General features: G+C 56.2%; 2 protein-coding genes. Both read left to right on the top strand.

The window, feature by feature from the left end:
- The first annotated feature begins 3 nt into the window (after positions 1 to 3).
- Positions 4 to 24,261 (top strand): PfaD family polyunsaturated fatty acid/polyketide biosynthesis protein, encoded by a 24,258-nt coding sequence (locus BLR06_RS04790; RefSeq protein WP_092068988.1) that lies wholly within the window; start codon positions 4 to 6, stop codon positions 24,259 to 24,261.
- Positions 24,254 to 25,639: an aminotransferase class I/II-fold pyridoxal phosphate-dependent enzyme gene (locus tag BLR06_RS04785; protein WP_092068985.1), complete on the top strand. Its 1,386-nt coding sequence runs from the start codon at positions 24,254 to 24,256 to the stop codon at positions 25,637 to 25,639. The genes BLR06_RS04790 and BLR06_RS04785 overlap by 8 nt, the downstream gene beginning before the upstream one ends.
- Positions 25,640 to 25,657 lie beyond the last annotated feature (18 nt).

Genomic DNA, 25,657 nt, shown 5'->3' with positions numbered 1-25,657 from the left:
GGCATGAGCAGTAAGAAAACACAGCAGAAGACATTTGTACAAAGCATTAAGCATTCGAACTACATTGTCCGTGACCATCGCGTTCATGGCGTCCGCACTCTTCCCGGAGTGACATTCCTGGATATGATCTACCGGCTGGCGTTGGAATATCTGGGCACACAGACAATCGAGCTGCGCAACATTTTGTTTAAACAACCGCTGGTTACCGCGGAAACTTTTGATCAAAGAGTTTCGGTGACATTTTCGCCGGAGAAATCCAACTGGAAAGTAACCATAGCCAGTCAAAAGGTCAAAAATAATCAGCTTGTCGATGGCCAGGCGGCTGACAATATGGAGTGCCTGCTGTTCTTAAAGGAGCGGACGGAACCCGGCCGGCAGATGGATGTCCGGGCCTTTATCAACGGTGCTTTGGTACGGCGGGATATGAATGAGGTTTACGGCCTGATCCGGCAGGTTGGTATTACGCATGATTCATTTATGAAAACAGCAGGGACCATCTATCAAGCCAACCATGAAGAAGTCATGGCACTTCATTTGAGTGAGCTGGCGGAAAAATTCCGACCCCGGTTTTATGCTCATCCGGCTTTTTTGGATGGCGCAACTTTATCCGGCGTAGCTTTTCGCTTGAATGAACCTCCGGGCCAGGGGCCTCAGCCGGGGGCAACGTATCTTCCTTTTGCAATTGAACGCTTCTGCATTCATCAGCCTCTTCCCTCAACCATCTATACTTATACCAAACAAACGGCCCGGCCGGAGGAAAAAGTAAGTATGCCGCCCGACATCGCTTCAACTGATCTATTGGTTTTTGATGAGCAAGGCCGGCTGTTGCTGGAATTTGATAAATTGACAATTAAACGAATCCGGGAACCGGAATTGCTTAAAAAGTTCATTGAGCAAAACGACAGTACGCCAAGCCGGTTGGCGGCAGAGCCGCCAGCCCGGCAAACAGCAACCGGGCGGCAAAGTGAAAATGCGGGTCAGGCGGCAGCGCAAGCGCAGCCTGACAGCGACGCCGGCTCGATGATTTCCTATTTGCAGACAGAAATCGGCCAAGCCTTAAACAAGGAGGCTGCTGATGTTGACATAAATGCCGGGTTTTATGACTTAGGCCTGGATTCGACCAATTTGTTGCACCTTGTGAAAGAGCTGGAACAAAAATTAGCTGTACAGCTGTATCCCACACTGTTGTTTGAATACCCCAGCGTTCAGCGTTTGTCAGACTATTTGCTGGAAAACCATAGAACTGCATTCTTATGCGCCCGGAGTCGTGAAGCTGAACGGGACGAAGCGCCGCTTCCGGCTCGCGGGCAATCCCGCTTATTGTTTTTTGAACCTGTCTGGCAGCGACAGAAAATTGCCAAACCTTCAGTTGCCGCTGCGCAAGAAAGTCAGCGTCTGGTTATTTTGTTTGATGGATCAGCGCCACTGCAAGCAGCGCTGCAAAATCAACTCCCTGCCGCCCGGGTGATTGAACTGAACGCGGCGGCGGAGCAGATCCCCGGCCAGGTTGAAGATAAAGCCAGACAATTATTGGCCCTGTTACAACAACAATTCCGGCAAAAAACACCCGGGGAAATGCTGCTGCAAGTGCTGGCCACTGACGAGAGCCCCTATGTCCACGCCTTAAGCGGCGTCCTGAAAACCGCTTGCCTGGAAAATCCGCAGCTTCACAGCCAAGTGATCACAATTGAGCATTTGGCCTTGCAGTCCCTGCCCACCGTCCTGCAGCATCTCCAGGCGGAAGCGCTGCAGCCTGCGCCAGGGACAATTGAAATTGGTTACCGGGGCAACCCGCTTCAGCGCTGCATCAAACAGCTGCGGGAAACGGATTTGGCGTCAGATACCGCTGCGGCTTATTATAAAGACCAGGGTGTATATGTGATTACCGGCGGCCTGGGCGGGCTAGGCTTGCTGCTGGCCAGTCATATTGCCGGTCAGGCCAGAATCAAACTGGCGTTGATCGGCCGGTCGGAGCTGAAAGCCGGGCAGGAAGAAAGCATTGACCGGCTCCGGCAACAAGGGGCGGAGGTCTTATATCTGCGGGCGGATATTGGGCAAAGAAGTGATACAGTTCAGGCCTTTGCAGCAATTAAAGAGAAATTGGGGCCGGTCACCGGCATTTTTCATAGTGCAGGCGTGATTAGAGATCAATTCATTATCAACAAGGATCTGGCGGAATTACCGGAAGTATTTCGGCCAAAGGTGCAGGGGGCTTGGCATTTGGATGAGGTTACCAAGGAAGAAAACCTTGATTTCTTTGTTCTGTTTTCCTCTTTTTCCGCCCTTAGCGGCAATATCGGGCAGGCGGATTACGCCAGCGCCAACGCCTTTATGGACACCTTTGCGCGCTTGCGGCAGGAACAAGTACAGCGGGGCCGGCGTCGCGGGAAAACGATTGCGATTAATTGGCCGTTATGGGCTGAGGGCGGTATGCGGATTGATGACGGACTGGAACAAATGCTGTACAGGTCCTCCGGCTTGAGAAAACTGCCGACAGCAGCCGGTTTGGGGGCGCTGGATGTAATTCTGCAGGCCGGCAAAACCCAAATTGCGGTTTTGTATGGTGAAGAACAGGCCGTACGGGCGTATCTGGAGCCGTATATCGCTTCTCAGAAGGAAGGCGCAGCCGTCGGGGAAGGCCCTGAATTCCGGCCGGGCAATCCGGCAAGGCCGGCCGGCGCTCAAGTGCGCAGGATCGGCCATAACGCCGGCCAGCGGGTCGGCCGGCCGGAGGATATTGCCATTATCGGTTTAGCGGGCCGCTATCCGCGGGCCGGCACGCTCGATCAATTTTACCGCAACTTAAGAACCGGGAAAGATTGCATTTCCGCTTTGCCCAAGGACCGCTGGAAGGGTACTCCCCTTGCGTTTGATGTGGAACAGTTCTATCAGTACGGTGGATTTCTTGAGCATATTGACCGGTTTGATCCCCTCTTTTTTCATATTGTTCCGCGGCAGGCCGAAATCATGGATCCTCAGGCCAGGCTGTTTCTGGAAACGGCCTGGGAAGCTTGTGAAGATGCGGGATTTTATCAAAACAGAACCGAACATTACTTTCCGTCCTCCGGCGAAAAAAGCGTCGGTGTGTTTGTCGGAGTATTTTGGAGCCATTATGAACTTTTTGCCGCAGACATGACTCACCGCGGGACGCCGACGGCGTTTGGTACAAGTCCCGCCTCAATCCCCAATATGGTATCCTACTGCCTGAATTTTCATGGTCCTTCGCTGGCCGTCGACAGCATGTGCTCCTCTGCCTTGACCGCCATCCACCTGGCTTGTGAAAGCCTCCGGCGGCGGGACTGCCATTATGCGGTTGCCGGCGGCGTCAACCTGGTTACGCATCCCCATAAGTATATGTTTTTGGCGCAAGCCAGGCTGCTGGCCTCGCAGGGAAGATGCCGGAGCTTTGGGGCCGGCGGCGATGGGTATGTACCGGGCGAAGGGGTGGGGGCCGTATTATTGACAACGCTGGCACAGGCGGAACGGGAAGGCTACCCGATCTATGGCGTAATCAAGGGATCGGCGCTGAACCATGTGGGCAAAACCTCGGGAGCCATGGTCCCTGATCCTGTCGCCCAGTCTGAAGTGATCACCGCTGCCCTGAAAAAAGCCGGCATTGATCCGCGCACAATCAGTTATGTGGAAGCGCATGGAACCGGTACGGCTTTGGGAGACCCGATTGAAATCCAAGGACTGAAGCGGTCGTTTCAGCAATGGACCCAGGAACAGCAATACTGCGCGATCGGGTCGGCCAAATCAAATATCGGTCATTTGGAAGCCGCGGCCGGAATTGCCGGGCTTACCAAGCTGTTGCTGCAATTGAAGCACCGGGAAATATTTCCTTCGCTGCATTCGGAAACTTTGAACCCGTATATCCCTTTTCAGGATACACCGTTTTATGTTGCGGATCAGCTTAGGAAATGGACCCGCCCGGAAATAGAGACAGACGGTAAGAAAACCGTTTACCCCAGACGCGCCGGTTTAAGCTCTTTTGGCGCCAACGGCAGCAATGCTCACCTTATTATCGAAGAATATGTTTCCCCTAAACAGGAGGTCATCACTGTCCGTCCGCCCAGTCCGGTGATTGTGCCTCTGTCGGCGAAGAACGAAGCCGGCCTCAAAGCCTATGCGCAAAAGCTGCTGGATTTTCTGCGCAAGGAAAAAGAACCTTTACCGGAAAATCAAGGCCTGGCCCCCGAAGCTTCAGCTCCTGAACTTACCGGTGCAGCGGCGATCGACATCACGGCTCTGGCCTACACCCTGCAAACCGGACGGGAAGCCATGGCCTGCCGGGTTGCCTTCATCGTCAGCACGATACCTGAACTGCTGCAAAAGTTAGCATTATTCCTCAATGGCCGGGAGGATGCCGAAAGCTGCTTTTTCGGGCAGGTGAAAAAAGGCCGGGCTGCGACGGCTCCGCTGGCGGTCGAAGAGGATATAGAACAAGCGATTGCCCGCTGGCTCCGGGAAAAAACCGGCAATTTGGCCCAACTGTGGGTACAAGGCTTGCCGCTGGACTGGCAGAAGCTTTATGACGGCGAAAGACCCCGCCGCATCAGTTTGCCGACCTATCCGTTTGCCCGGGAACGGTATTGGCTGCCGGCGGTGGATGGGCCGGCCCCGGTAAGTACCGAAATCCTGCTGGCCTACCCGTGCTGGCAGGAACAAGCCACTCATAACGGGGAACTGCCTGTTCCCGGCTATGAGCAGCATGTGGTGCTGCTTTGCGAGCCGGCCGGAGTTTCGCCGGAAAGCATCGAAGCCCGGTTAAGCGGGGTGCGCTGCCTCATTCTGCAGGCGCAGGAGAGCAACATAGCGGAACGGTTTCAGACCTATGCCGCCCAGGTGTTTGCCCAAATCCAGGGCATCCTAAAGAATCAACCTAAGGGAAGGGCCTTGATCCAACTGGTCATTTCGCCGCAAAATGACCAGTTGCTGTTCCGTGGGCTCTCCGGTTTATTGAAAACGGCGCAATTGGAGAACCCCAAACTTATCGGCCAGCTCATTGAGGTCGAAGCAGGTGCAGGCAGCGAAGAAATCGCGGCTAAACTGACGGAAAACAGCCGGAGGCCCCATGACCGGCAGATTCGTTACCAGGACGGCGGCAGAACTGTTGCCATCCTGCGGGAAGTGGAAGCCGACCGGGAGGAAGTTCCCTGGAAAGACGGGGGGGTTTATTTGATTACCGGAGGCGCCAGTGGACTGGGGGCGATCTTTGCCGGGGAAATTGCCGGCAAAGTCAAGGATGCCACCCTGATCCTCACAGGCCGGTCGCAGCTGAACGCGGCCAAACAGGCCAAACTGCAGGAAATCCGAAATCTGGGCGCCAGGCTTGCATACAGGCAGGTTGATGTCACCCAGGCGCAGGCTGTTACGGACTTGATCCAAAGCATCCAACAGGAATTTGGCCGGCTAAATGGCATCATCCATGCGGCAGGCGTGCTGCGGGACAATTTCATCCTCAAAAAGACCCCGGCGGAGTTTGCCGAAGTGCTGGCTCCCAAGGTCAGCGGCCTGGTAAGCCTGGACGAAGCAAGCAAGGACCTGCCGCTGGACTTCTTTATTTTCTTTTCCTCCGGGACGGGCATCAGGGGCAATATCGGGCAGTCCGACTACGCAACCGCCAACGCCTTTATGGACGCCTATGCAGAGTACCGGAGCGGGCTGGCGGCCGCAAATCAGCGTTACGGCAGAACCTTATCCATCAACTGGCCGCTGTGGAAAGAGGGGGGAATGCAGATCGATGAAGCCCTGGCAAGGACGCTCCGGCAAACCCTGGGTATTGTCGCCTTAGAGACCCGGACCGGCCTGCGGGCATTCTATCAGGTCTTTGCACTAAGCCGGAGCCAGGTGCTGGTAATGGAAGGCGATTTGGCCAAAATGCGGGAATACCTGCTGACCGCCCCGCTGCAAGTACGCGGGCCTTCCGCCGCCGCCCTGCCCTTCGATCCGGTCATACTGAAAGAAAAAACCCTGCATCAGCTTAAAGTCCTGTTGGGGGAAATTGCTAAGCTGAACGCCGACAGGATTGAGGCTGACGAGCCGTTGGAGAACTATGGCATTGATTCTATTATGATAACCGGGTTTAATGAAAAACTGGCGGCTGCCTTTGAAGAATTGTCCAAAACAATATTTTTTGAATACCAGACCCTGGGCGAGGTAGCGGAATATCTGGCTGCAGAATACCCGCAAGAGTGCAGGCGGTGGACCGGAACCGAAGCGCCGGTAGCGGGTAAAGAAGCGGCAGCCGCGTTGCCGCGCGAGGGAGAATATCCTGCGCCAACCCAGCCGGCCGGCGCGGCTGGAAGTTTTGCGGCTATGGCCGCGCCGGACGCCAAGCCCCGGGAACCTATCGCTGTCGTTGGGCTGAGCGGCCGTTACCCGCAGGCGAAAAATATGGCCGAATTCTGGCGCAATTTAGCGGCAGGCAAAGACTGCATCAGTGAAATTCCCCCAGACCGCTGGGGTCTGGCGGAGTTCTTTGCGCCGGATAAAACAACGGCTGCCGTCCAAGGGAAAAGCTACAGCAAATGGGGGGGCTTTGTCGAGGGTTTTGCGGATTTTGATCCTTTGTTTTTTGCAATTTCCCCGGCGGAAGCGCTCAATATGGACCCGCAGGAACGGTTGTTTCTTGAGTCCTGCTGGGAAGTGCTGGAGGATGCGGGCTATACCAGGGAACAGCTTGCCAAGCAGCACCGGCAGCGCATCGGTGTGTTTGCCGGAATTACCAAAACAGGCTTTGCTTTATATGGTCCGGATTTAAGGAAACAGGATAAGGACGCTTTTCCGCAAACTTCCTTTGGTTCGGTGGCGAACCGGGTTTCTTATCTCTTAAATCTGCAAGGCCCCAGCATGCCGGTTGATACCATGTGCTCCTCCGCATTGACGGCCATACATGAGGCTTGCGAACATCTTTACCGCGGCGAATGCGAAGCGGCGATTGCAGGGGGCGTGAATTTATATCTGCATCCGGCAAGCTATATCCAGCTATGCAACTTTCAAATGCTGGCCACTGACGGGCAATGCAAAAGCTTTGGCCAGGGGGCCGACGGATTCGTGCCTGGCGAAGGGGTGGGGTGCGTATTGCTAAAGCCCCTGTCGCGGGCGCTGGCCGATCATGATCATATTTACGCCGTCATCCGGGGGACCAGCATTAATCATGGCGGAAAAACCAACGGATATACGGTACCCAATCCCAGGGCCCAGGGGGCCGTCATCCGGGAAGCCCTGGAGAAAGCCGGCGTTCATGCCCGGGCCATCAGTTATATCGAAGCGCACGGAACCGGGACCGAGCTTGGCGATCCAATTGAAATCGCCGGACTGCTGCAAGCCTTTGCCAGGGATACGCAGGATACAGGGTTTTGCGCCATTGGCTCGGTAAAATCAAATATCGGCCATCTGGAAGCGGCAGCCGGGATTGCCGGCATAGCCAAGGTGATCCTGCAAATGAAGCACCGGAAAATCGCACCAAGCCTGCATGCCAAGACGCTGAATCCCAATATTCAGTTTGCCAAAACACCGTTTGTCGTGCAGCAGGAGCTGGCGGAATGGAAACGGCCGGTGATCGACGTTAACGGAGAAAGCAGGGAATACCCCAGGATCGCGGGGATATCGTCCTTCGGGGCGGGGGGCGCCAATGCGCATGTCGTGCTGGAAGAATATGTTCCGGCCCGGTCGGAAGCGGCGCTCAGCACAGCCGGCCGGCCCAAGCCGGCAATCATTGTATTATCGGCCAGGAACGGCAAGCAGCTTACAGCGCAGGCGGAGAGATTGCTGACGGCAATTGGCGACCGGCAGTTCGCCGAGGGAGATTTAGCGAATATCGCCTATACACTCCAGGTTGGCCGGGATGCGATGGAAGAACGCCTGGGCCTGCTGGCAGGCTCGATGCAAGAGCTGGCAGAAAAGCTGAGCGGTTTTTTAGCGGGTCAAACCAGCGGCTTATATCAAGGCCGGGTGAAGCGCGATAAAGAGACTCTGAGCATTTTTACGGCGGATGAAGAATGGCAGGAAGCCCTGGATAAGTGGCTTAAACGGGGAAAATACGGCAAGCTGCTGGCTTTATGGGTAAAGGGTCTGAGCTTCGACTGGAACAGGCTGTATGATGACCGCAAGCCTTACCGGATCAGTCTGCCGGCCTATCCCTTTGCCAGGGAGCGGTATTGGCTGCCCGAAAGGGCTGCGCCTAAAAACGCCTGCGGCCTGCCGCCGGCTGGCGCTGATTGCCTGCATCCGTTGCTGCAGCAAAATACTTCGGACTTAGCGGAACAACGGTACAGTTCGACCTTCACCGGTGAGGCGTTTTTCCTGACCGATCAGATCCTGGCAGGGCAGCGGGTCTTGTCGGGGGCGGCCGGTCTTGAAATGGCCCGGGCGGCAGTGGCGCTGGGGACAGGAAAGCAGGAAGAAAAAAACGGCATCCGTCTGACCGATGTAATTTGGGATCAGCCAATTGTTGTGGGCGAGCAACCGGTTCGGGTGCACATTGCGCTGTTCCCCGGCGATAACGGGACGATCGGCTATGAAATATACAGCGAGGGCACAGGAGCCGACGGGGAAGTCACCGTATATGGACAGGGCAGCGCAGCGCCCGGTGCGGCTGGCGAACATCCGGCCCTGGATCTCGGGGCCATCCAGGCGGAATGCACCCGTCAGGGGTTAAGTCCCGCTCAATGCGGGACAGCCTTTACGGCGGCAGGAAATGACTCTGGTCCCGGATACCCGGGAATTGAGGCTGTATATGCGGGGCAGAGCCTGGTGCTGGCCAAGCTGGGTCTGACTGGCCTTGCTCCCGGCGGGCAGGAGCAATTCGTACTGCCCGCCGCTTTGCTGGAGGCTGCCTGGCAGGTGGCGGCCGGTTTTACGACCGGCGGCCAGACGGTGCTGTCTTTTGCCCTGCAGGAAATGGGAATTTTCAGCCGCTGCCCGGCGGTTCTGTGGGCTGTCCTCCGTCACAGCGACGGCAGTCCGGTAGACAGCGGAGCCCGAAAGTGGGATATTGATTTGTGCGACGAGCAGGGAAATGTTTGCGTGCGCCTGCAGGGACTGGAGATCCAGGCGCTGGAAAGTGCGCCGGCGTCCGCCCGGCAAGAGCCCTTTCCACTGCTGACCTTTGCCGAGGAATGGCAGGAGCAGGCCCTGACGGACGTTTCTCCCGTGCCGGTGAAAACAATGATTTGTGTGGCTGCGGCTGCTGAAAACCGGCAACGAATTCGGGAAATCATGCCAAGTCTTGACCGGCAAACAAAGCTCATTTTCATCAGTCCAGGCGCTGGTTGCCGGGAGCAGGCTGCGCAGCAGTACTTCATCCCGGGTGACGAGCGCGCCGCGTATGAGCAGGTTTTCCGGAGCATCAGGGAGGAGCAGGGGGATGTTGACGCAATCATGTACCTGCGGACTCTGGAGCAGCCGGACTGGTCCCGGGATAATGCCGCCATTGTTTATATTTTGCAGGCGCTGGCTGCAACCCAGTTCAACATCAAGCGTTTCCTGCTGGCCGCTCCATTTGCCGATGGGCTGGAACGCTGCTATCTGGAAGCCTGGATCGGCTTTGAGCGCTCCCTGAAATTTGCGCTGCCGTCCACCCAACTGGCAGTCGTTTATCAAGCCGCTTGCGGCCTGGAGCCGGACGAAAAAGTTGAAGCCTGGCTGCGTACAGGCTGGGCGGAGCTGCAAGCCGGAAAAATACAGAGTGCGTTGTATCAAGAAGGGAAACGGTATGTATACAAGGTCCGGCCGGCCAGACTGCAGGCCGGCGGCAGTCCGTTCAGGCCGGAAGGGACCTATCTCATTACCGGCGGGTGCGGCGGACTTGGGCTGCTGGTTGCCGCCTATCTGGCCCGAAAACATCCGGTAAAGCTGTTGTTAGCCGGCCGTTCTCCCGGTAGTGAAGAACAACAAAGAAAGATCAAAGCGTTGGAGGCTATGGGCAGTCAGGTCATGTATCTGCGAGCCGATGTCTGCGATCCGATTGCCATGCACGAGGGGCTGAAGCAGGCCAAAGCGCGGTGGGGAGACATTCACGGCGTCATTCATGCGGCGGGAATTCAGGAACGTCAAAGTATTCTCGACAAAGAGATCACCAGCTTTCAGCGGGTATTAGACCCCAAAATCAAAGGAACCCTGGTGCTTGATGAATTGCTGCAGGCGGAACCGCTGGATTTTGTTTGTTATTTCTCATCTTCGGCCGCTGTTTTGGGCGATTTCGGTTCTTGCGATTATGCGATTGGCAACCGTTTTCTAATGGCTTATGCCCGGTATCGCAATGACCGGCAGCGCCAGGGACAGAAGCGGGGCAAGGCCATTGTCATCAACTGGCCGCTCTGGAAAGACGGCGGTATGCGGTTCAGTGGCGAGGAAGCGGCCCTGTACCTGAAGTCCAGCGGGCAGCGCTTGCTGGAAACGGAAGAAGGCCTGCGTCTGTTTGAACAGCTATTGGCCCAGGATCAGGCGCAGCATTTGGTATTGGCGGGACAACCCGGCCGGCTGGAAGGCTTTTTCGGTATTGCCCCGGACAAGGTTCCGGCGGCTTCGACGGGCGCAGGCGCGGCCGGCAGGGGAAGACGACCGGAAATGAAAGGGTTAAGCCTGGTCCAGTGCATCGGCTGGGATTTGAGGGAATATGCCGGCCAGGTGCTGCAAATTTCCCGCGATCAGCTGGACATGGAGACCAATTTTGCCGATTTTGGTTTTGATTCCATCAGTTTAGCTCGATATGCCGCTGTATTAAGCAGCCATTACGGCAGTGAAATCACACCGGCGTTGTTTTTCGGACATTCGACCCTGGAAAAGTTAACGCAGTATTTTTTATCGGCGCATTACGAAAAAATGCAAGAGTTTTATCGAGAAAACAGCAAAGCCCCGGTCAATACAGTTCCCGTCCGGCCCCCCGCAGCATTACTGCGTCCGGCGGCAAAACCGGCCCGGTATTCGCGGAAAAACGCCGCTGCAAGCCTGGCTGAACCGATTGCGGTGATTGGCATGAGCGGCCGGTTTCCCCAAGCCTGGAATGTCGATGAAATGTGGAATATCCTGGCGCAAGGGAAAGATGCCGTTGAGGAATTTATCGATGACCGGTATTCCGGCAAGCGTCTGGGAAAAAACAACTTTCAATGCGGCTATATCCCCGGAGTGAGTGAGTTTGATCCTTTGTTTTTTGAAATTTCGCCGCGGGAAGCAATGAGTATGGACCCGCGGCAAAGACTTTTGCTGCAGGAAGCTTGGCGGGCCTTGGAAGATGCCGGTTATGGAGCCCGTCAGACCGCAGCCGGAAAAATTGGAATGTTTGTTGGCGCTGAAGAAGGGGATTACGGCAGGTTAGTCCGGGAAAAAGGCAGCATAACAGCGAACAACACGGCCATGCTGGCAGCCCGTCTGGCCTACTTTCTCAACCTTAACGGCCCGGTGATGACCATCAATACGGCCTGCTCCTCCGGGCTGGCGGCAGCGCATCAGGCTTGCCTGAGTTTGCGCAGCCGCGAATGCGACGCCGCCATTGCGGCTGGCGTCAGTTTGCTGCTGACGTCCGAAATCTTTGCCGGGATGAGCCAAGCCGGCATGCTGTCGGAAGACGGCCGCTGCTTTACTTTTGATATGCGGGCCAATGGGATGGCGCCGGGAGAAGCGGTTGTCGCCGTAGTGCTGAAGCGATTGGCGCAGGCCGAGACGGACGGCGATCCGATTTATGCCGTCATCCGGGGCAGCGGCATCAATTATGACGGCAAGACCAATGGCATAACAGCTCCCAGCGCGGTTGCGCAAACCAGGCTGCTGCGATCCGTTTATGACCAGTACCAAATCAAGCCGGAGGAAATTGAATATATCGTGACCCATGGAACCGGCACAAAACTGGGCGATTCTGTCGAAATCAACGCGTTATATGACGCCTTTAAGGGCCACAGCCGCAAGCGGGGCTATTGCGCCCTGACTTCGACCAAAACCAATTTCGGGCATACCCTGGCGGCATCCGGCTTAGTCAGCTTGGTCAGCCTGATTCAGGCGTTTCGGCACGAAACAATTCCGGCCAGTCTCCATTGTGAGCAGGAGAATGAAACGATTCCTTGGCGGGAAAGCCCCTTTTATGTAAATAAAAAAGCCCGTCCCTGGCTGCGGCAAGCGGAAAAAGGCCGGCTTGGGGCGGTCAGCGCCTTTGGGATGAGCGGGACCAATGTGCATATGGTCCTGCAGGACTATCTTCCCGGAACAGGTGTTGTCGTTCAAGAGAGCGCTCCCTACTGCCTGCTGGTGTTTTCCGCCAAGAGCGGGGAGGCCTTGCAGGCGAAAATGGGCGAGATGCTGACTTCGCTGGCGGGCGGGCAGTGGCAAGAGCAGGATTTGCCCCGGATCAGCTATACCCTGTTGGCGGGCCGGCAGCATTTTCCGCAGCGCTGCGCCATGGTCATCCAGGACCTGGAGGATGCCGTGTATGTGCTAAAGCAAGCGGGGAGCGGGGCAAGCAGTCCCAAGCTGTTCCAGGGACAGATTCCCCGGAATTTTACGGGACAGAAAGCCCTTGAACAGTATGGCCGGGAGCTGCTGGCAAAAAGCCGGACGATGAAAACAGACAAAAACCGCTGGCAAGAAACTCTCCTGGCATTGGCCGACCTTTATTGCCAGGGGTATGAGTTTTCCTGGGAACTGCTGTTTGCGGACAATATCCCCCGGCGGATCCATTTGCCGGCGTATCCATTTGCCAGAGGCCGGTATTGGGGGGCTGATTCGCCGTATACGGCGGCTGACAATACAACGACAGCGGCGGCAACGGTGCTTTCCGATCAGCCTCCGCTGCAGGCAGACGCCGGACAGCGGTTACGGCCGGCTGTTTCAGCTCATAAACCAAGCGGGCTCCTATTGCCGGCTTTGCCGGCGGCGTTTGCAACCGGCGGCCAGTCCGGACCTGCGCTCCAAGCGCGGGAACCCGTCCCGCCGGAAGCGCTGCAGGAACAACTGACGGCAAGTTTGGCGGCAGTTTTGTATACCAAACCAAGCGAAGTGAATGTCGACGACAAATTTATTGACCTGGGGCTGGATTCCATTCTGGGCGTGGAATGGATGAAGGCGGTAAACAAACAATACGGAACTTCAATTCCGGCCACCAAAATTTATGATTATCCAACCATTCGCGAATTTGCCGGATTTTTGGGCAAAGAATTAAAAGGGGATGCCTTGCCGCACTCCGTCCCGGCTGTTCCGCCGGAAAAACCCGGCAGGATTTTGCTTAAGCCTTTAGCGGATGATCCGCTGTTTTCCAATCACCCGGCGTTGCAAAATCAAAAGACAAGCATTGCCGCGGCACAGCCTGTAAGCGCCGGCGAGCTTGCGCCGGAGGAGCCGTTACAGGAAGCGCTGGCGGCAAGCCTGGCCCAAATCCTGTATCTGCAGCCAGGCGATATGGAGGTGGATAAGAAATTTATCGATATGGGACTGGATTCCATTCTGGGCGTGGAATGGATGAAGGCGGTGAACAAACAATACGGAACTTCAATTCCGGCCACCAAAATATATGATTATCCAACCATTCGCGAATTCGCCGGCTTCATGGCCAAAGAGCAGAATCAACCCGGCGGGTATTCCCGGCCGCAGACTGCAGCGCCGCCGGGCAGGCCGGCGCAAACCAGGCGGGCCATACCGGCCGCAAAGCATGAGGACGCGATTTACCAGGCGGTCGGCGCCTTTGTCCGGGAAACAAGCACGGTTCTGGATACGAACGGATCGGTACAACCGGAAAATCTGGGCAATCCCATTTTTCAGCAGCGATATCGCTGCAAATGGAATTATTTTGCCGGTTCCATGTATCGTGGTATTTCATCCGAAGCGTTCGTCATTGCCATGGGCAATTCCGGCCTGCTGAGCTTTTTCGGCAGCGCCGGTTTCCGCAGGGAGGAATTGGAATACCGCATTCAGAACATCCAAGTCCGGCTCGGTACAAAACAACCTTACGGCATGTGCCTGATGGCCAACTTGAATGATCCGGAAGAAGAATGGCGGCAGGCCGAATTGTTTCTGAAGTATCAGATTCCGGTGATTGAAGCGGCGGCCTATTCCGACTTAACTCTCCCGTTGGTCTATTTTCGGCTGAAGGGCCTTGTCAAGAGGGCGGATCAGATTATTCGGCCGCGCCGCATCATTGCCAAATGCTCCCGGTTAGAGGTAGCCCGTTTGTTTTTATCGCCGCCGCCAAGTGACATGGTGAATGATTTATTGCAATCCGGTGTGATTAATGAGGAAGAAGCGGAATTGTCCCGGTATATTCCGATGGCCGATGATCTGGCCGTGGAAGCGGATTCGGGCGGGCATACCGATCAGGGCGTTGCCTTTTCGCTCATTCCGGCGGTCATTTCTTTAAAAGAAGAAATAAAGCGGCAGCATCATTACCAGGAAGACATCTTAATCGGCTGCGGCGGCGGCATCGGAACGCCGGAAGCTGTGGTTTCAGCATTCATGTTAGGCGCGGATTTCATTTTTACAGGGTCAATCAATCAATGCACTGTCGAAAGCGGCGCACCGGATATGGTAAAAGAAATATTACATAGCCTTACTATCCATGACACCGCCATGACCATTGCCGGGGATATGTTTGAAATTGGCGCCAAAGTGCAGGTTGTGAAGAAACATAGCCAGTTTTATCTGCGGGCCAACCGGTTATATCAGCTGTTTACGCAGTACAATTCCCTTGAAGAGATCCCGCCGGCGGTCAGGCGGGAAATTGAAACAAAATATTTTAAAAAGACCTTTGCCGAAGTATGGGATCTGGTTTGTGAATATAAAAATAAACAGAAAGCGGCCCAAATCAAAGAAGCCCAAGACAATCCGCGGCTAAAAATGACGTTAATCTTTAAATGGTATTTTGCGCATTGCACCCAGGCTACCTTACAGGGGGATGAAACTGAACAAGATAATTTTCAAATATTCTGCGGCCCGGCGTTAGGCTCGTTTAATCAATGGGTGCGGGGGACTCCGTACGAGGATTGGAAAAACCGTCATGTGGCTGAAATTGCTGAATTATTGATGCTGAAAGCCTGCGAGGCTATTCAGGCCAAGCCATTTTTTACCCGTGTGGTTTCTCCGGACCATACTGTTAGGGACGTCAGTCCGGCTAAAGCTGGCGCCGCAGCCCTCAACATAAACAGCGCCTTAGCGGAGGACCCGGCCATTGCCGTTATCGGTATGGCGGGGCAGTTTCCCCAGGCCAATACATTAGCCGAATTTTGGGATAATCTGAGCAAAGGCAAGGACTGCATTTCAGAAATTCCCGCGTCCCGCTGGCCGCTGGAGGCTTATTACGATCCGGACCCGCAGGCTGCCGGCAAGACTTACTGCAAGTGGATGGGGGTTTTGGAGGAGGCCGACAAATTTGATCCGCTGTTCTTCAATATTTCCCCGGCCGAGGCGGAATTGATGGACCCGCAGCAACGGCTGTTTTTGGAAAACTGCTGGAGTTGTATGGAAGATGCCGGTTTAAGCCCGGCGTTCTTGTCCGGCAGCCGCTGCGGCGTTTTTGTAGGCTGCGGCACGAACTCGTACGGGCAGTCCACGAGCGGCCAGGGCTTGAATGCCCAAGTCCTTATGGGCGCGGCGACTTCGATTTTGAGCGCCCGGATTTCCTACCTGCTCAACCTGAAAGGACCCTGCCTGGCCATTGAGACGGCTTGCTCATCTTCCCTGGTGGCCATTGCGGAAGCTTGCAACAGTCTGCTATTAGGCACCTGCGATCTGGCGCTGGCGGGAGGCGTAAATGTACAGCCGGGGCCGTCCATGCATATTATGACCAGCAGCGCGGGCATGTTGTCCAAGGATGGCCGCTGCTTTGCCTTCGATACCCGGGCGAACGGCTTTGTTCCCGGGGAAGGGGCGGGAGTTATTTTATTAAAGCGTCTGGCCGACGCCGTTCGTGATCAGGATCCGGTTTATGGGGTCATCCGGGGCTGGGGGATTAATCAGGACGGAAAAACAAACGGCATTACCGCTCCCAGTGTGAACTCGCAAATTAATCTGGAAAAAGAGATATATGAACGGTTTCAGATTGATCCGGCCACCATCTCGCTGGTAGAAGCGCACGGGACCGGGACAAAGCTGGGCGATCCCATTGAAGTGGAAGCTCTGACGGCGGCTTTCCGGGCGTTTACCGGCAAGGAAAACTATTGTGCTTTAGGCTCGGTGAAAAGCAATATTGGACATTTATTGACGGCAGCGGGCGCCGCCGGCGTAATCAAGGTATTGTTAGCCTTACAGCACAAGCTGCTGCCGCCGACCATTCATTTTGAAACACTCAATGAGCATATTTCCATAGACGGCAGTCCGTTTTATATCAATACCAAGCTGCAGCCCTGGGAGACTGCCGCCGGCGTTCCGCGGCGGGCTGGCGTGAGCTCCTTCGGCTTTAGCGGGACCAATGCCCACCTGGTTATTGAGGAATATCTTCCCCCAGCCGCCGCTGAAACTCCCGCAGGGCTGGCTGCTGAGGAGCCGGTGCTCCTTGTATTGTCCGCTAAAAGTGAGGAGCAGTTAACCCGCTATGCGGCCAAAATGAAGAACTGGCTGGAAGCCCGGCAGGACTTGAATCTGGCGGATATGGCCTATACCCTGCAGACCGGCCGTGAAGCCATGGCGTACCGGCTGGCGCTTGTCGTCCATTCTCGCGAAGCCCTGCAGGCGGCGCTGGCGGCGGTTGCCGCTGGCCGGACGCCGCCGGGGCTGCTGACGGCCCAGGCCCAAAAGAGCCGGGAGGACGTGGCTGTTTTTGAAGCCGATGAAGACGCCAAAGCGTTGCTGCAAACCTGGATTCAAAAAAGAAAATGGCATGAAATCGCGGCCGTATGGGTCAAAGGACTGGATATAGACTGGGAGGGGCTTTACGGGAAGAGCAAACCCCGGCGTATCCATCTGCCCGCCTATCCTTTTGCCAGGGAAAGCTATTGGGTGCCTGCGGCTGACGGTAAATCCGCCGGTCCGGCGGTGCCGCACTTGTCCGGCGGCCTTCAGCCGCTGTTGCAGCAAAATCTGTCAAGCTTCGCCGAACAGCGCTTTCGTTCGGTCTTTACCGGGCGGGAGTTCTTTCTGGCAGATCACGTCATAAAGGGTCAGCGGGTGTTACCCGGAGCGGCTTATCTGGAAATGGCCCGGGCGGCTGTAGAACAGGCGGCCGGAATACCGGCGGAAAGAGCAACGGCAATCCGGCTGACCAATATCGTTTGGCTTCGTCCCGTGGTCGTAGGAGAGCAGCCGGTATGCCTGGACATCACCCTCTACCCCGGGGCGGATGGCGGAATCGGCTTCGAAATAGCCGGCCATATAGAAGGCCGTCAGGCGGAGTCCGTAGTGCACAGCCAGGGCCAGGCCGTTCTGTACGCGCCGGCGGAGCCTCCGGTTGTGGACCTTGCCTCTTTACAGGCTGCAGCCGGTCAAAGGAGCTGGACCGCTGCGCAATGCTATGAAGCCTTTCAGATTATGGGGATTGACTATGGCCCGGGACACCGGGGGCTTGAGGCGGTATACGCCGGGGCGGGCCAGGTTTTGGCAAAGCTGCGCTTGCCCGCCGCCGTCGCCGGAAATCAATTTTTCCTGCATCCCAGTTTACTGGACGCAGCGCTGCAGGCGTCCATCGGGTTCATGATGCTGTCCGGCGGAGAGTTAAGCAGGGACGCCGCATTAAAACCGCTGTTGCCCTTTATGCTGCAGCAGGTTGAAATTTTCGCCCCCTGCGCGCCCGCCATGTGGGCTGCCATCCGCCGCAGCGACGACAGCGCGGCCGGGCCTAAGATCCAAACCTTCGATATAGATTTGTGCGACGAGCAGGGAACTGTGTGTGTACGGTTGCAGGGATTGTCATCCCGGGCGCTGGAGGGCGAAATCGCCCAAACCGCAAGTCCGGCGATGACCGAGGCGCTGCTGCTTGCGCCTTACTGGCGGGAACAGGCGGTTGTTCCGGAAGACAGGCCGCTTGTTTTTGATCAGCATTTGGTGCTGTTGTGCGAGCCGGGGGAAGTTTCGCCGGAACGGCTTGAAGCCAGCCTGGACGGGGTGCGGTGCCTGACCCTGACAGCCAGGCCAGCCAGCATCGAGGAGCGGTTCCGGGCCTATGCCGGAGAGGTCATGCAGGAAATTCAAACCATTCTTAAGGCGAAACCGACAGGGGCGGTGCTGGTCCAGTTGGTCATTGCCGGTCAAAAAGAACTACAGCTGCTTTCCGGGCTGGCCGGTCTGTTAAAAGCGGCTCAACTGGAGAATCCGAAACTTGTCGGACAATTGATCGATTTAGGCGAACCTTCCCGGGAAATCACAGCAATCCTGCAAGAGAACAGCCGGCGTCCCGGGGATAAGCAGATTCGCTATCAGAACGGCAAACGCCTGGTCGCCGGCTGGCGGGAGCTGGCGTTTGCCCAGCAAGAAGGCGGCTCTCCCTGGAAGGAAGGCGGCGTCTATTTAATCACCGGCGGAGCCGGCGGCCTGGGACTTATTTTTGCCCGGGAAATTGCGGGGAAAGCAAAGGCTGCAACCATAATTCTGGCGGGACGGTCGCCGCTGCGGGCGGATCAGCAGGCTAAGTTCAGGGAACTGTCCGCCCTGGGCGTACGGATTGAATATCAACGGCTGGATGTGACCCGAAAACAGGATGTTATGGAATTCATCCGGCGCATTTGCGAAAACTTTGGCGGCCTTCATGGCATTATCCATAGTGCGGGCGTCATCCGGGATAACTTTATCATTAAGAAAACCGGGGAAGAGCTGCAGGCGGTGCTGGCGCCAAAAGTGACCGGACTGGTCAATCTGGATGAGGCCAGCAAGGAACTGCCGCTGGACTTTTTTGTTTTGTTTTCTTCAATGACCGGGGTTTTGGGAAATATCGGCCAGAGCGACTATGCCGCCGCCAACGCCTTTATGGACGCCTACGCCGGGTACCGCAACGATTTGGTGGCCGCCAAACAGCGAAAAGGGCAAACGCTGTCGATCAACTGGCCGCTGTGGCAGGAGGGCGGAATGCAGGTTGACGCCGAAACAGCGGCGCTGATATGGCGAGACGCAGGCATGACGCCCATGAGGACCGCAACCGGAATCCGCGCTTTGTATCACGGTCTGGCTTCCGGCAATCACCAAATCATGACGGCGGAAGGAGCTATTAAGCGTTTGCGGGCGGTGCTTTTGGGGCGGACGGACGGTACTGCGGAGGGTAAAACGGTGTCCGGGGGCGGCGAAAACACAGCAGTACCGGCCAGTGGACAGGATGGGCTCCGGGAAAAAACCGAAAATTACTTCAAACGGGTGCTGTCTGCCGTGATCAAGCTGCCGGCGCAGCGGATCGAAGCCGATCTGCCATTGGAGAAATACGGGATTGATTCGGTCATGGTCCTCCAATTAACCAATCAATTGGAGAAAACCTTTGGCCCGTTGTCCAAAACGTTGTTTTTTGAATACCAGAACATCCGGGAATTGACCGGCTATTTCCTTGAAGCCTACCGGGAGCAGCTGCCGCAATTACTGGGGCTGGAAGAGAAAGCGGCGGAAACGGTCCGTAAAACCGGAGAAGCCGTACCTGTGCCCAAACCGGTCCAACCGGGCGTCAGTACCCGGCGGCGTCTATGGTCCCCTGTTTTGAACGGCCCCCAACGCCCCAATCAGCAAGCTGTCCTGGAGATTGCCGTCATTGGCGTGGCCGGACGGTATCCACAAGCGGCCAATATTGCCGAATTCTGGAAAAACCTGCGGGACGGCCGGGATTCGATTACGGAAATACCCCCAGACCGTTGGGATCATAGCCGCTACTTTGACCCGGACCGGAATCAACCCGGTAAAACCTACAGCAAATGGGGCGGCTTTCTCGACGGTGTGGATCGGTTTGATCCCTTGTTTTTCAATATTTCGCCGCGGGAAGCGGAATTTATGGATCCGCAGGAACGGCTGTTTTTAGAGTGCGTCTATGAGACCCTGGAGGATGCGGGCTATACCCGGGAAGCGCTCGGTTCCTATCAGGGTCTGGATCTGGAAGGCAATGTAGGGGTTTTTGTGGGCGTGATGTACCAGGAGTATCAGCTTTACGGAGCGCAGGAACAAGCTCTGGGCCGGCCGGTTGCTCTTGCCGGCAATCCATCGTCCATTGCGAACCGGGTGTCTTATTTCTGCAATTTCCATGGACCAAGCATGGCGGTCGATACGATGTGCTCTTCTTCTCTTACCGCCATTCACCTGGCTTGCCAAAGCCTGCAGCGGGGCGGTTGCGAAGCGGCCATCGCCGGCGGCGTCAATGTTTCGGTCCATCCCAATAAATATCTGTTATTGGGCCAAGGCAGCTTTGCTTCCAGCAAGGGACGGTGCGAAAGCTTCGGTGAAGGCGGCGACGGCTATGTGCCGGGAGAGGGTGTAGGAGCCGTACTGTTGAAGCCGCTGGCCAAAGCCATCGCCGACGGCGACCATATTTACGGCATCATCAAAGGGACGGCCGTCAATCATGGCGGGAAAACCAACGGGTATACCGTTCCCAACCCCAACGCCCAGGCCGGTGTCATTGAGCAGGCCTTGAAGGAGGGCGGAATTGATCCTCGGACGGTCAGCTATATCGAAGCGCACGGTACCGGAACCTCTTTGGGAGATCCGATTGAAATTGCGGGTTTGACCAAAACCTTTGCGCGCTATACCCAGGCTAAGCAATTTTGCGCCATCGGCTCGGCCAAGTCCAACATCGGGCATTGTGAAAGCGCCGCCGGCATTGCCGGCGTGACGAAAGTGCTGCTGCAGCTCAAGTACCGGCAGTTAGCGCCGTCGCTCCACGCTGAGGTCTTAAACCCCCATATTCAGTTCAGCGATACTCCTTTTGTCGTCCAGCAGGAGCTGGCGGAATGGAAACGGCCGCTCCTTGAAGTAAATGGCGGGACCAAAGAATATCCCCGGATTGCCGGTGTTTCGTCTTTTGGCGCGGGCGGGTCGAATGCCCATGTTGTCATCGAGGAATATATTGCCCCGGGGCCAGAGCGGCTGGCGGAAGCTGACCGGCAAAGCCCGGCGATCATTGTATTGTCGGCCAAGGATGAAGCGCGGCTGGACGAGCAGGTTGAGCGCCTGCTGGCCGCGCTTGCCGGCCGGCAGTCCGCCGAGGCCGGCCTGGCCGATATCGCCTACACCCTTCAAGTCGGGCGGGAAGCGATGGAAGTTCGCCTGGCCCTGCTGGTGGAGTCCAGCCAGGAACTTGAAGATAAACTGCGGGGCTTGGCGGCAGGCCGGCAGGATATTGAAAACCTGTACCGCGGGCAGGTGAAACGCGACAAAGAGACCCTGGCTGTTTTTGCCGCCGATGAAGATTTACAACTGGCAATCCGGGCCTGGATTACGAAACGCAAATACGCCAGACTGCTCGATTTATGGGTCAGGGGTTTGCAGTTCGACTGGAATACGCTGTATGACAATGCCAGGCCCCGGCGCATCAGCCTGCCTACGTATCCTTTTGCCAGGGAACGGTACTGGGTGCCGAAATTAGAAATAAAAGCGGCCGGCGAACCGGCCGGCGGTTTGGCGGCGAGGCTCGTTCCCCTTCATCCGCTGGTACAGCAAAATACCTCGCATTTTTCTCAGCAGCGGTATAGCTCCAGCTTTACAGGCCGGGAGTTTTTCCTCCAGGATCATGTGGTGAAAGGGCAGCGGGTGTTTCCCGGGGTGGCATATTTGGAAATGGCGCGGGCCGGAGCGGAGCTGGCGGCCGGAGCTAAAAGCAGCCGCCCGGGCATACGGCTTGCGAACGTCGTATGGGCTCAGCCGCTGATCGCAGGGGAGCAGCCCGTTCGCGTGCATCTCGGCCTTTCCCAGGCAGACAATGGCGAGATCGGCTATAAAATTTATAGTGAAGCCGGCCAAGGCGGTGCAAATTTGATCATACACAGCCAGGGTACGGTGATGCCGGGGGCGGTTGGCAAAGCTCCGGCCCTGGACCTTAAGGCTTTACAGGCGCAGTGCAGTCAAAGCGCTTTGACCTCCGGCCAGTGCTATGAGGCCTTTCAGTCGATCGGCATTGCGTATGGGCCGGGACACCGGGGCATAGCGCAGCTGTATGCGGGAGAGCAGCAGGTGCTGGCAAAGTTATCCCTGCCTGAGGCTGTCGGCGCGACCGGGAACCAGTTTATTCTCCACCCCAGTTTAATGGATGCCGCGCTGCAGGCCTCCATCGGCCTGTTCATGAACAGCAATGCTTTACCGCCTGCAAAACTCATGCTGCCTTTTGCGCTTAAGGAACTGGAGGTTTTTAGCGGCTGCACCGCCGAAATGTGGGCGCTGGTCCGCTATAGCGCTGACGGTCAGGCCGGGAATAAAGCGCCGCGGCTGGATGTCAGTCTGTGCGATCGGCACGGGAATGTCTGCGTAAGAATAAAGGAACTTGCCTTGCGGGAAGCGGCGGACGCAGCCGGTCTGCCGGAAGCCGGGGCGCTCCCGGGAACCTTGCTGCTTGAACCTTATTGGCGGCAACAGGCGATTATGGCCCGGAAGACTGCGTATATCCGGCATTTGGTTTTGCTTTGCGAAGTGGGTGAAGTATCTGAGGAAAGCATCGAAAGCGGCCTGAACGGGGTGCGCTGCCTGAGACTGGAAGCTGCCGGGCAAGGCCTGGCGGAGCGGTACCAAAATTATGCCGCCCGGCTTTTGGCGGAAATCCAGGGTCTTCTTGCCGACAAACCCGGCGGCAATATTCTGGTTCAGCTGGTCGTCCCCAGTCAGGGTGAACGGCGGCTGTTCGCCGGCCTGGCGGGACTTCTCAAAACTGTCCGGCTGGAAAATCCCCAAATCATCGGGCAACTGCTGGAAGTGGGAGCTGGAGAAGCAGGGAGTATGATAGAAGAATTAAAGGCCAATCGCCAGGCGCCCGGTGATGCCTGGATTCGCTGCCAGGACGGCAAACGGTATATTGCCGGCTGGCGGGAAGCGGAAGCCTTGCCACCGGCTAAGCTCCCCTGGAAGGACCGGGGCGTCTATGTCATTACCGGCGGCGCCGGCGGGCTGGGACTTGTATTTGCTAAAGAAATTGCACGTAAGGCCAGAGCCGTCACCCTGGTCCTCACCGGCCGGTCCGCCCTTCGTAAAGACCGGCAGGCTCAAGTTGAGGAACTGGCGGCTTTGGGGGCCCGGGTTTTATACCGGCAGGTCGACGTTACCCGGGAACAGGCGGTTGCCGGCCTGTTTCAGGGCCTCCGGGAGGAATTCGGCGATATCAACGGCATCATTCATAGCGCCGGTATCGTTCGCGATCACTTCCTGCGCACCAAGACCAGGGAGGATTTGCTGGCGGTTATGGCCCCAAAGGTGACCGGGCTGGTGAACCTGGACCAGGCCAGCAAGGATGTCAGGCTTGACTTTTTCATTTTCTTTTCTTCCGTCGCGGCAGTTCTGGGCAATATTGGCCAGGCTGACTATTCCGCCGCCAATGCCTTCATGGACGCCTATGCCGGGTATCGCAACACTTTGGCGGCCGCCGGCCGGCGTTATGGCCGGACTCTGTCGATCAATTGGCCGTTGTGGCAGGAGGGCGGAATGCAGGTCGATGCGGCAACGGAAAAACTGCTAAGGCAAAACACCGGCCTGACAGCCCTGCCGACAACGGCGGGCATTGACGCTTTTTATCAAAGTCTGGCTTTGGGCAAGGAGCAGGTGATGGTACTGGCGGGAGAAGTTGAGCGGTTCAGGACGCAGCTTTTGCGTCAGCCGGTTGCGCCGGAACCAACAGGAACTAAGGCAGTGCTGGCGCCGGGGCAGGATTTGCTGCGGGAACTGACGATCCATTATTTCAAAGAGCTGATTTCCTCCGTCACAAAAATACCGGTGCACCGGATCAAAGCAGATGACCTGCTGGTGGATTTCGGCGTTGATTCGATCATGATCCGCCAGATAACCGATCAATTGGAAAAGACCTTCGGTTCCCTGTCCAAAACAATACTGCTGGAGTACCAGAGTATCGATGCTTTAACCGGCTATTTTCTTGCAGCCTATCCCCAGCAACTGGCCGAACTGCTGGCAGGCAGGGAAGACGCCGCGGTCAGCGCTGCTGCAGAGAGGGTACCGCCAATACAATCAGAAGTTCCAGCCGGCAAACCGTCATCCTACGGGGAACGAACGGGACAAGTGGATGAATGGTCGGATGAAGAGGTGGAAAAGAAACTTGCCCGGCTCATGGAAGATGAAGCTGTAACAGCGTTATCATACGAGGAATTATTAGCAAAAGCAGATGCTTTGTCAAACGGGGAAGTAGAGGAAACTCTGATCAAACTGATGGAGGTTAAGAATAATGGTTGATCGCAACAGTCAAGTGGCCCAGCTTTCACCGGAACAGAAAAGAACGCTGTTAAAGCAGCTGCTGGAAGAAAAAGCGGCCGGCGGCAAGGCCGGCCTGCAAATGGCAAAAGCGGCGGGCGGCAATGAACAGGGACAGCAGGATTGCGGGGAACTCCCCGCAAACATACCGGAAGAATACTACCGGATTGCCGGTTTCCCCGATTACCTGGAACTTAGTAAACAAGCGGAGCTGTTTGCCCAGCTGCAAATAGCCAATCCTTACTTTCGGGTTAATGAGGCCATTATCAATAATAAGACCAGCATTGACGGACGGGAATATATTAGCTATTCCAGTTATAATTATTTGGGTTTTTCAGGAGATGAGCGGGTTACCCAGGCGGCAAATGAGGCTGCAAAGCGGTATGGTACATCGGTTTCGGCCAGCAGAGGCGCAACCGGCGAAAAACCGATCCACGGCGAACTGGAGGCGGAACTGGCAAGTCTGATCGGCGTCGAAGACTGCGTCGTATACGTCGGAGGGCATTCGGCGAACGTTTCGACCCTTGGCTGCCTGCTGCGCCCCCGGGATTTGGTGGTCTGCGATGCCCTAAGCCATAACAGCATCATCCAGGGCTGCATTTTGTCAGGCGCCAGGAGGATCCTATTTCCGCATAATAACTGGGAAGCCCTTGAGGCTATTTTAAAACAAAATCGCCGGAACTATGAGCGCACCTTGATTGTGGTGGAAGGCGTTTACAGTATGGATGGCGATATTGCCCGCCTGCCCCAATTTGTTGACTTAAAGAAGCGCTACAAGGCGCTGCTGATGGTGGATGAGGCCCATTCAATGGGAATATTGGGCCGGAGCGGACGGGGGATTGGCGAATACTTTGGCCTTGATCCGCGGGATGTGGATGTGTGGATGGGAACCCTGAGTAAAACCTTTGCCAGTTGCGGGGGCTATATTGCGGGTTCTAAAGAATTGGTTCAGCTGTTAAAGTATTCTGCCGGCGGTTTCGTATACAGTGTTGGGATAACGCCTGCGAATGCGGGAGCAGCCTTAGCGGTTGCCAGGCTGTTAAGAAGCGAAACCGGCCGGGTGGCCCGCCTGCAAAATAATGCCCGGTTTTTCCTGGAATTTGCTCAGGCCAACGGCCTGGATACCGGTTTAAGTAAAGATTCAGCTGTCGTGCCGGTCATTATCAGGGATTCCCTAAAATCGATCAAGCTTGCCAATGCCTTGTTCCAACATGGCATCAACGTCCATCCCATTTTCTATCCCGTCGTCGCCGATGGTGAAGCCAGACTAAGGTTTTTCATTACCAGTGACCATACGGAAGACCAAATACGCTTTACCATTGAAACCATGAAGGAATTGCGCAACAAGTTAGTGCCTTGACAAAGGATAAGACGAATT

It is taken from the genome of Dendrosporobacter quercicolus, from assembly GCF_900104455.1.
In the GTDB taxonomy this organism is placed as follows: Bacteria; Bacillota; Negativicutes; order DSM-1736; family Dendrosporobacteraceae; genus Dendrosporobacter; species Dendrosporobacter quercicolus.
This window is presented reverse-complemented; position numbering and strand designations above follow the sequence as displayed.

What these genes read in the sequence shown, in the direction of transcription:
- BLR06_RS04790 (WP_092068988.1), top strand. Translation starts at nt 4, where the DNA reads ATGAGCAGTAAGAAAACACAGCAGAAGACATTTGTACAAAGCATTAAG.
- BLR06_RS04785 (WP_092068985.1), top strand. Translation starts at nt 24,254, where the DNA reads ATGGTTGATCGCAACAGTCAAGTGGCCCAGCTTTCACCGGAACAGAAA.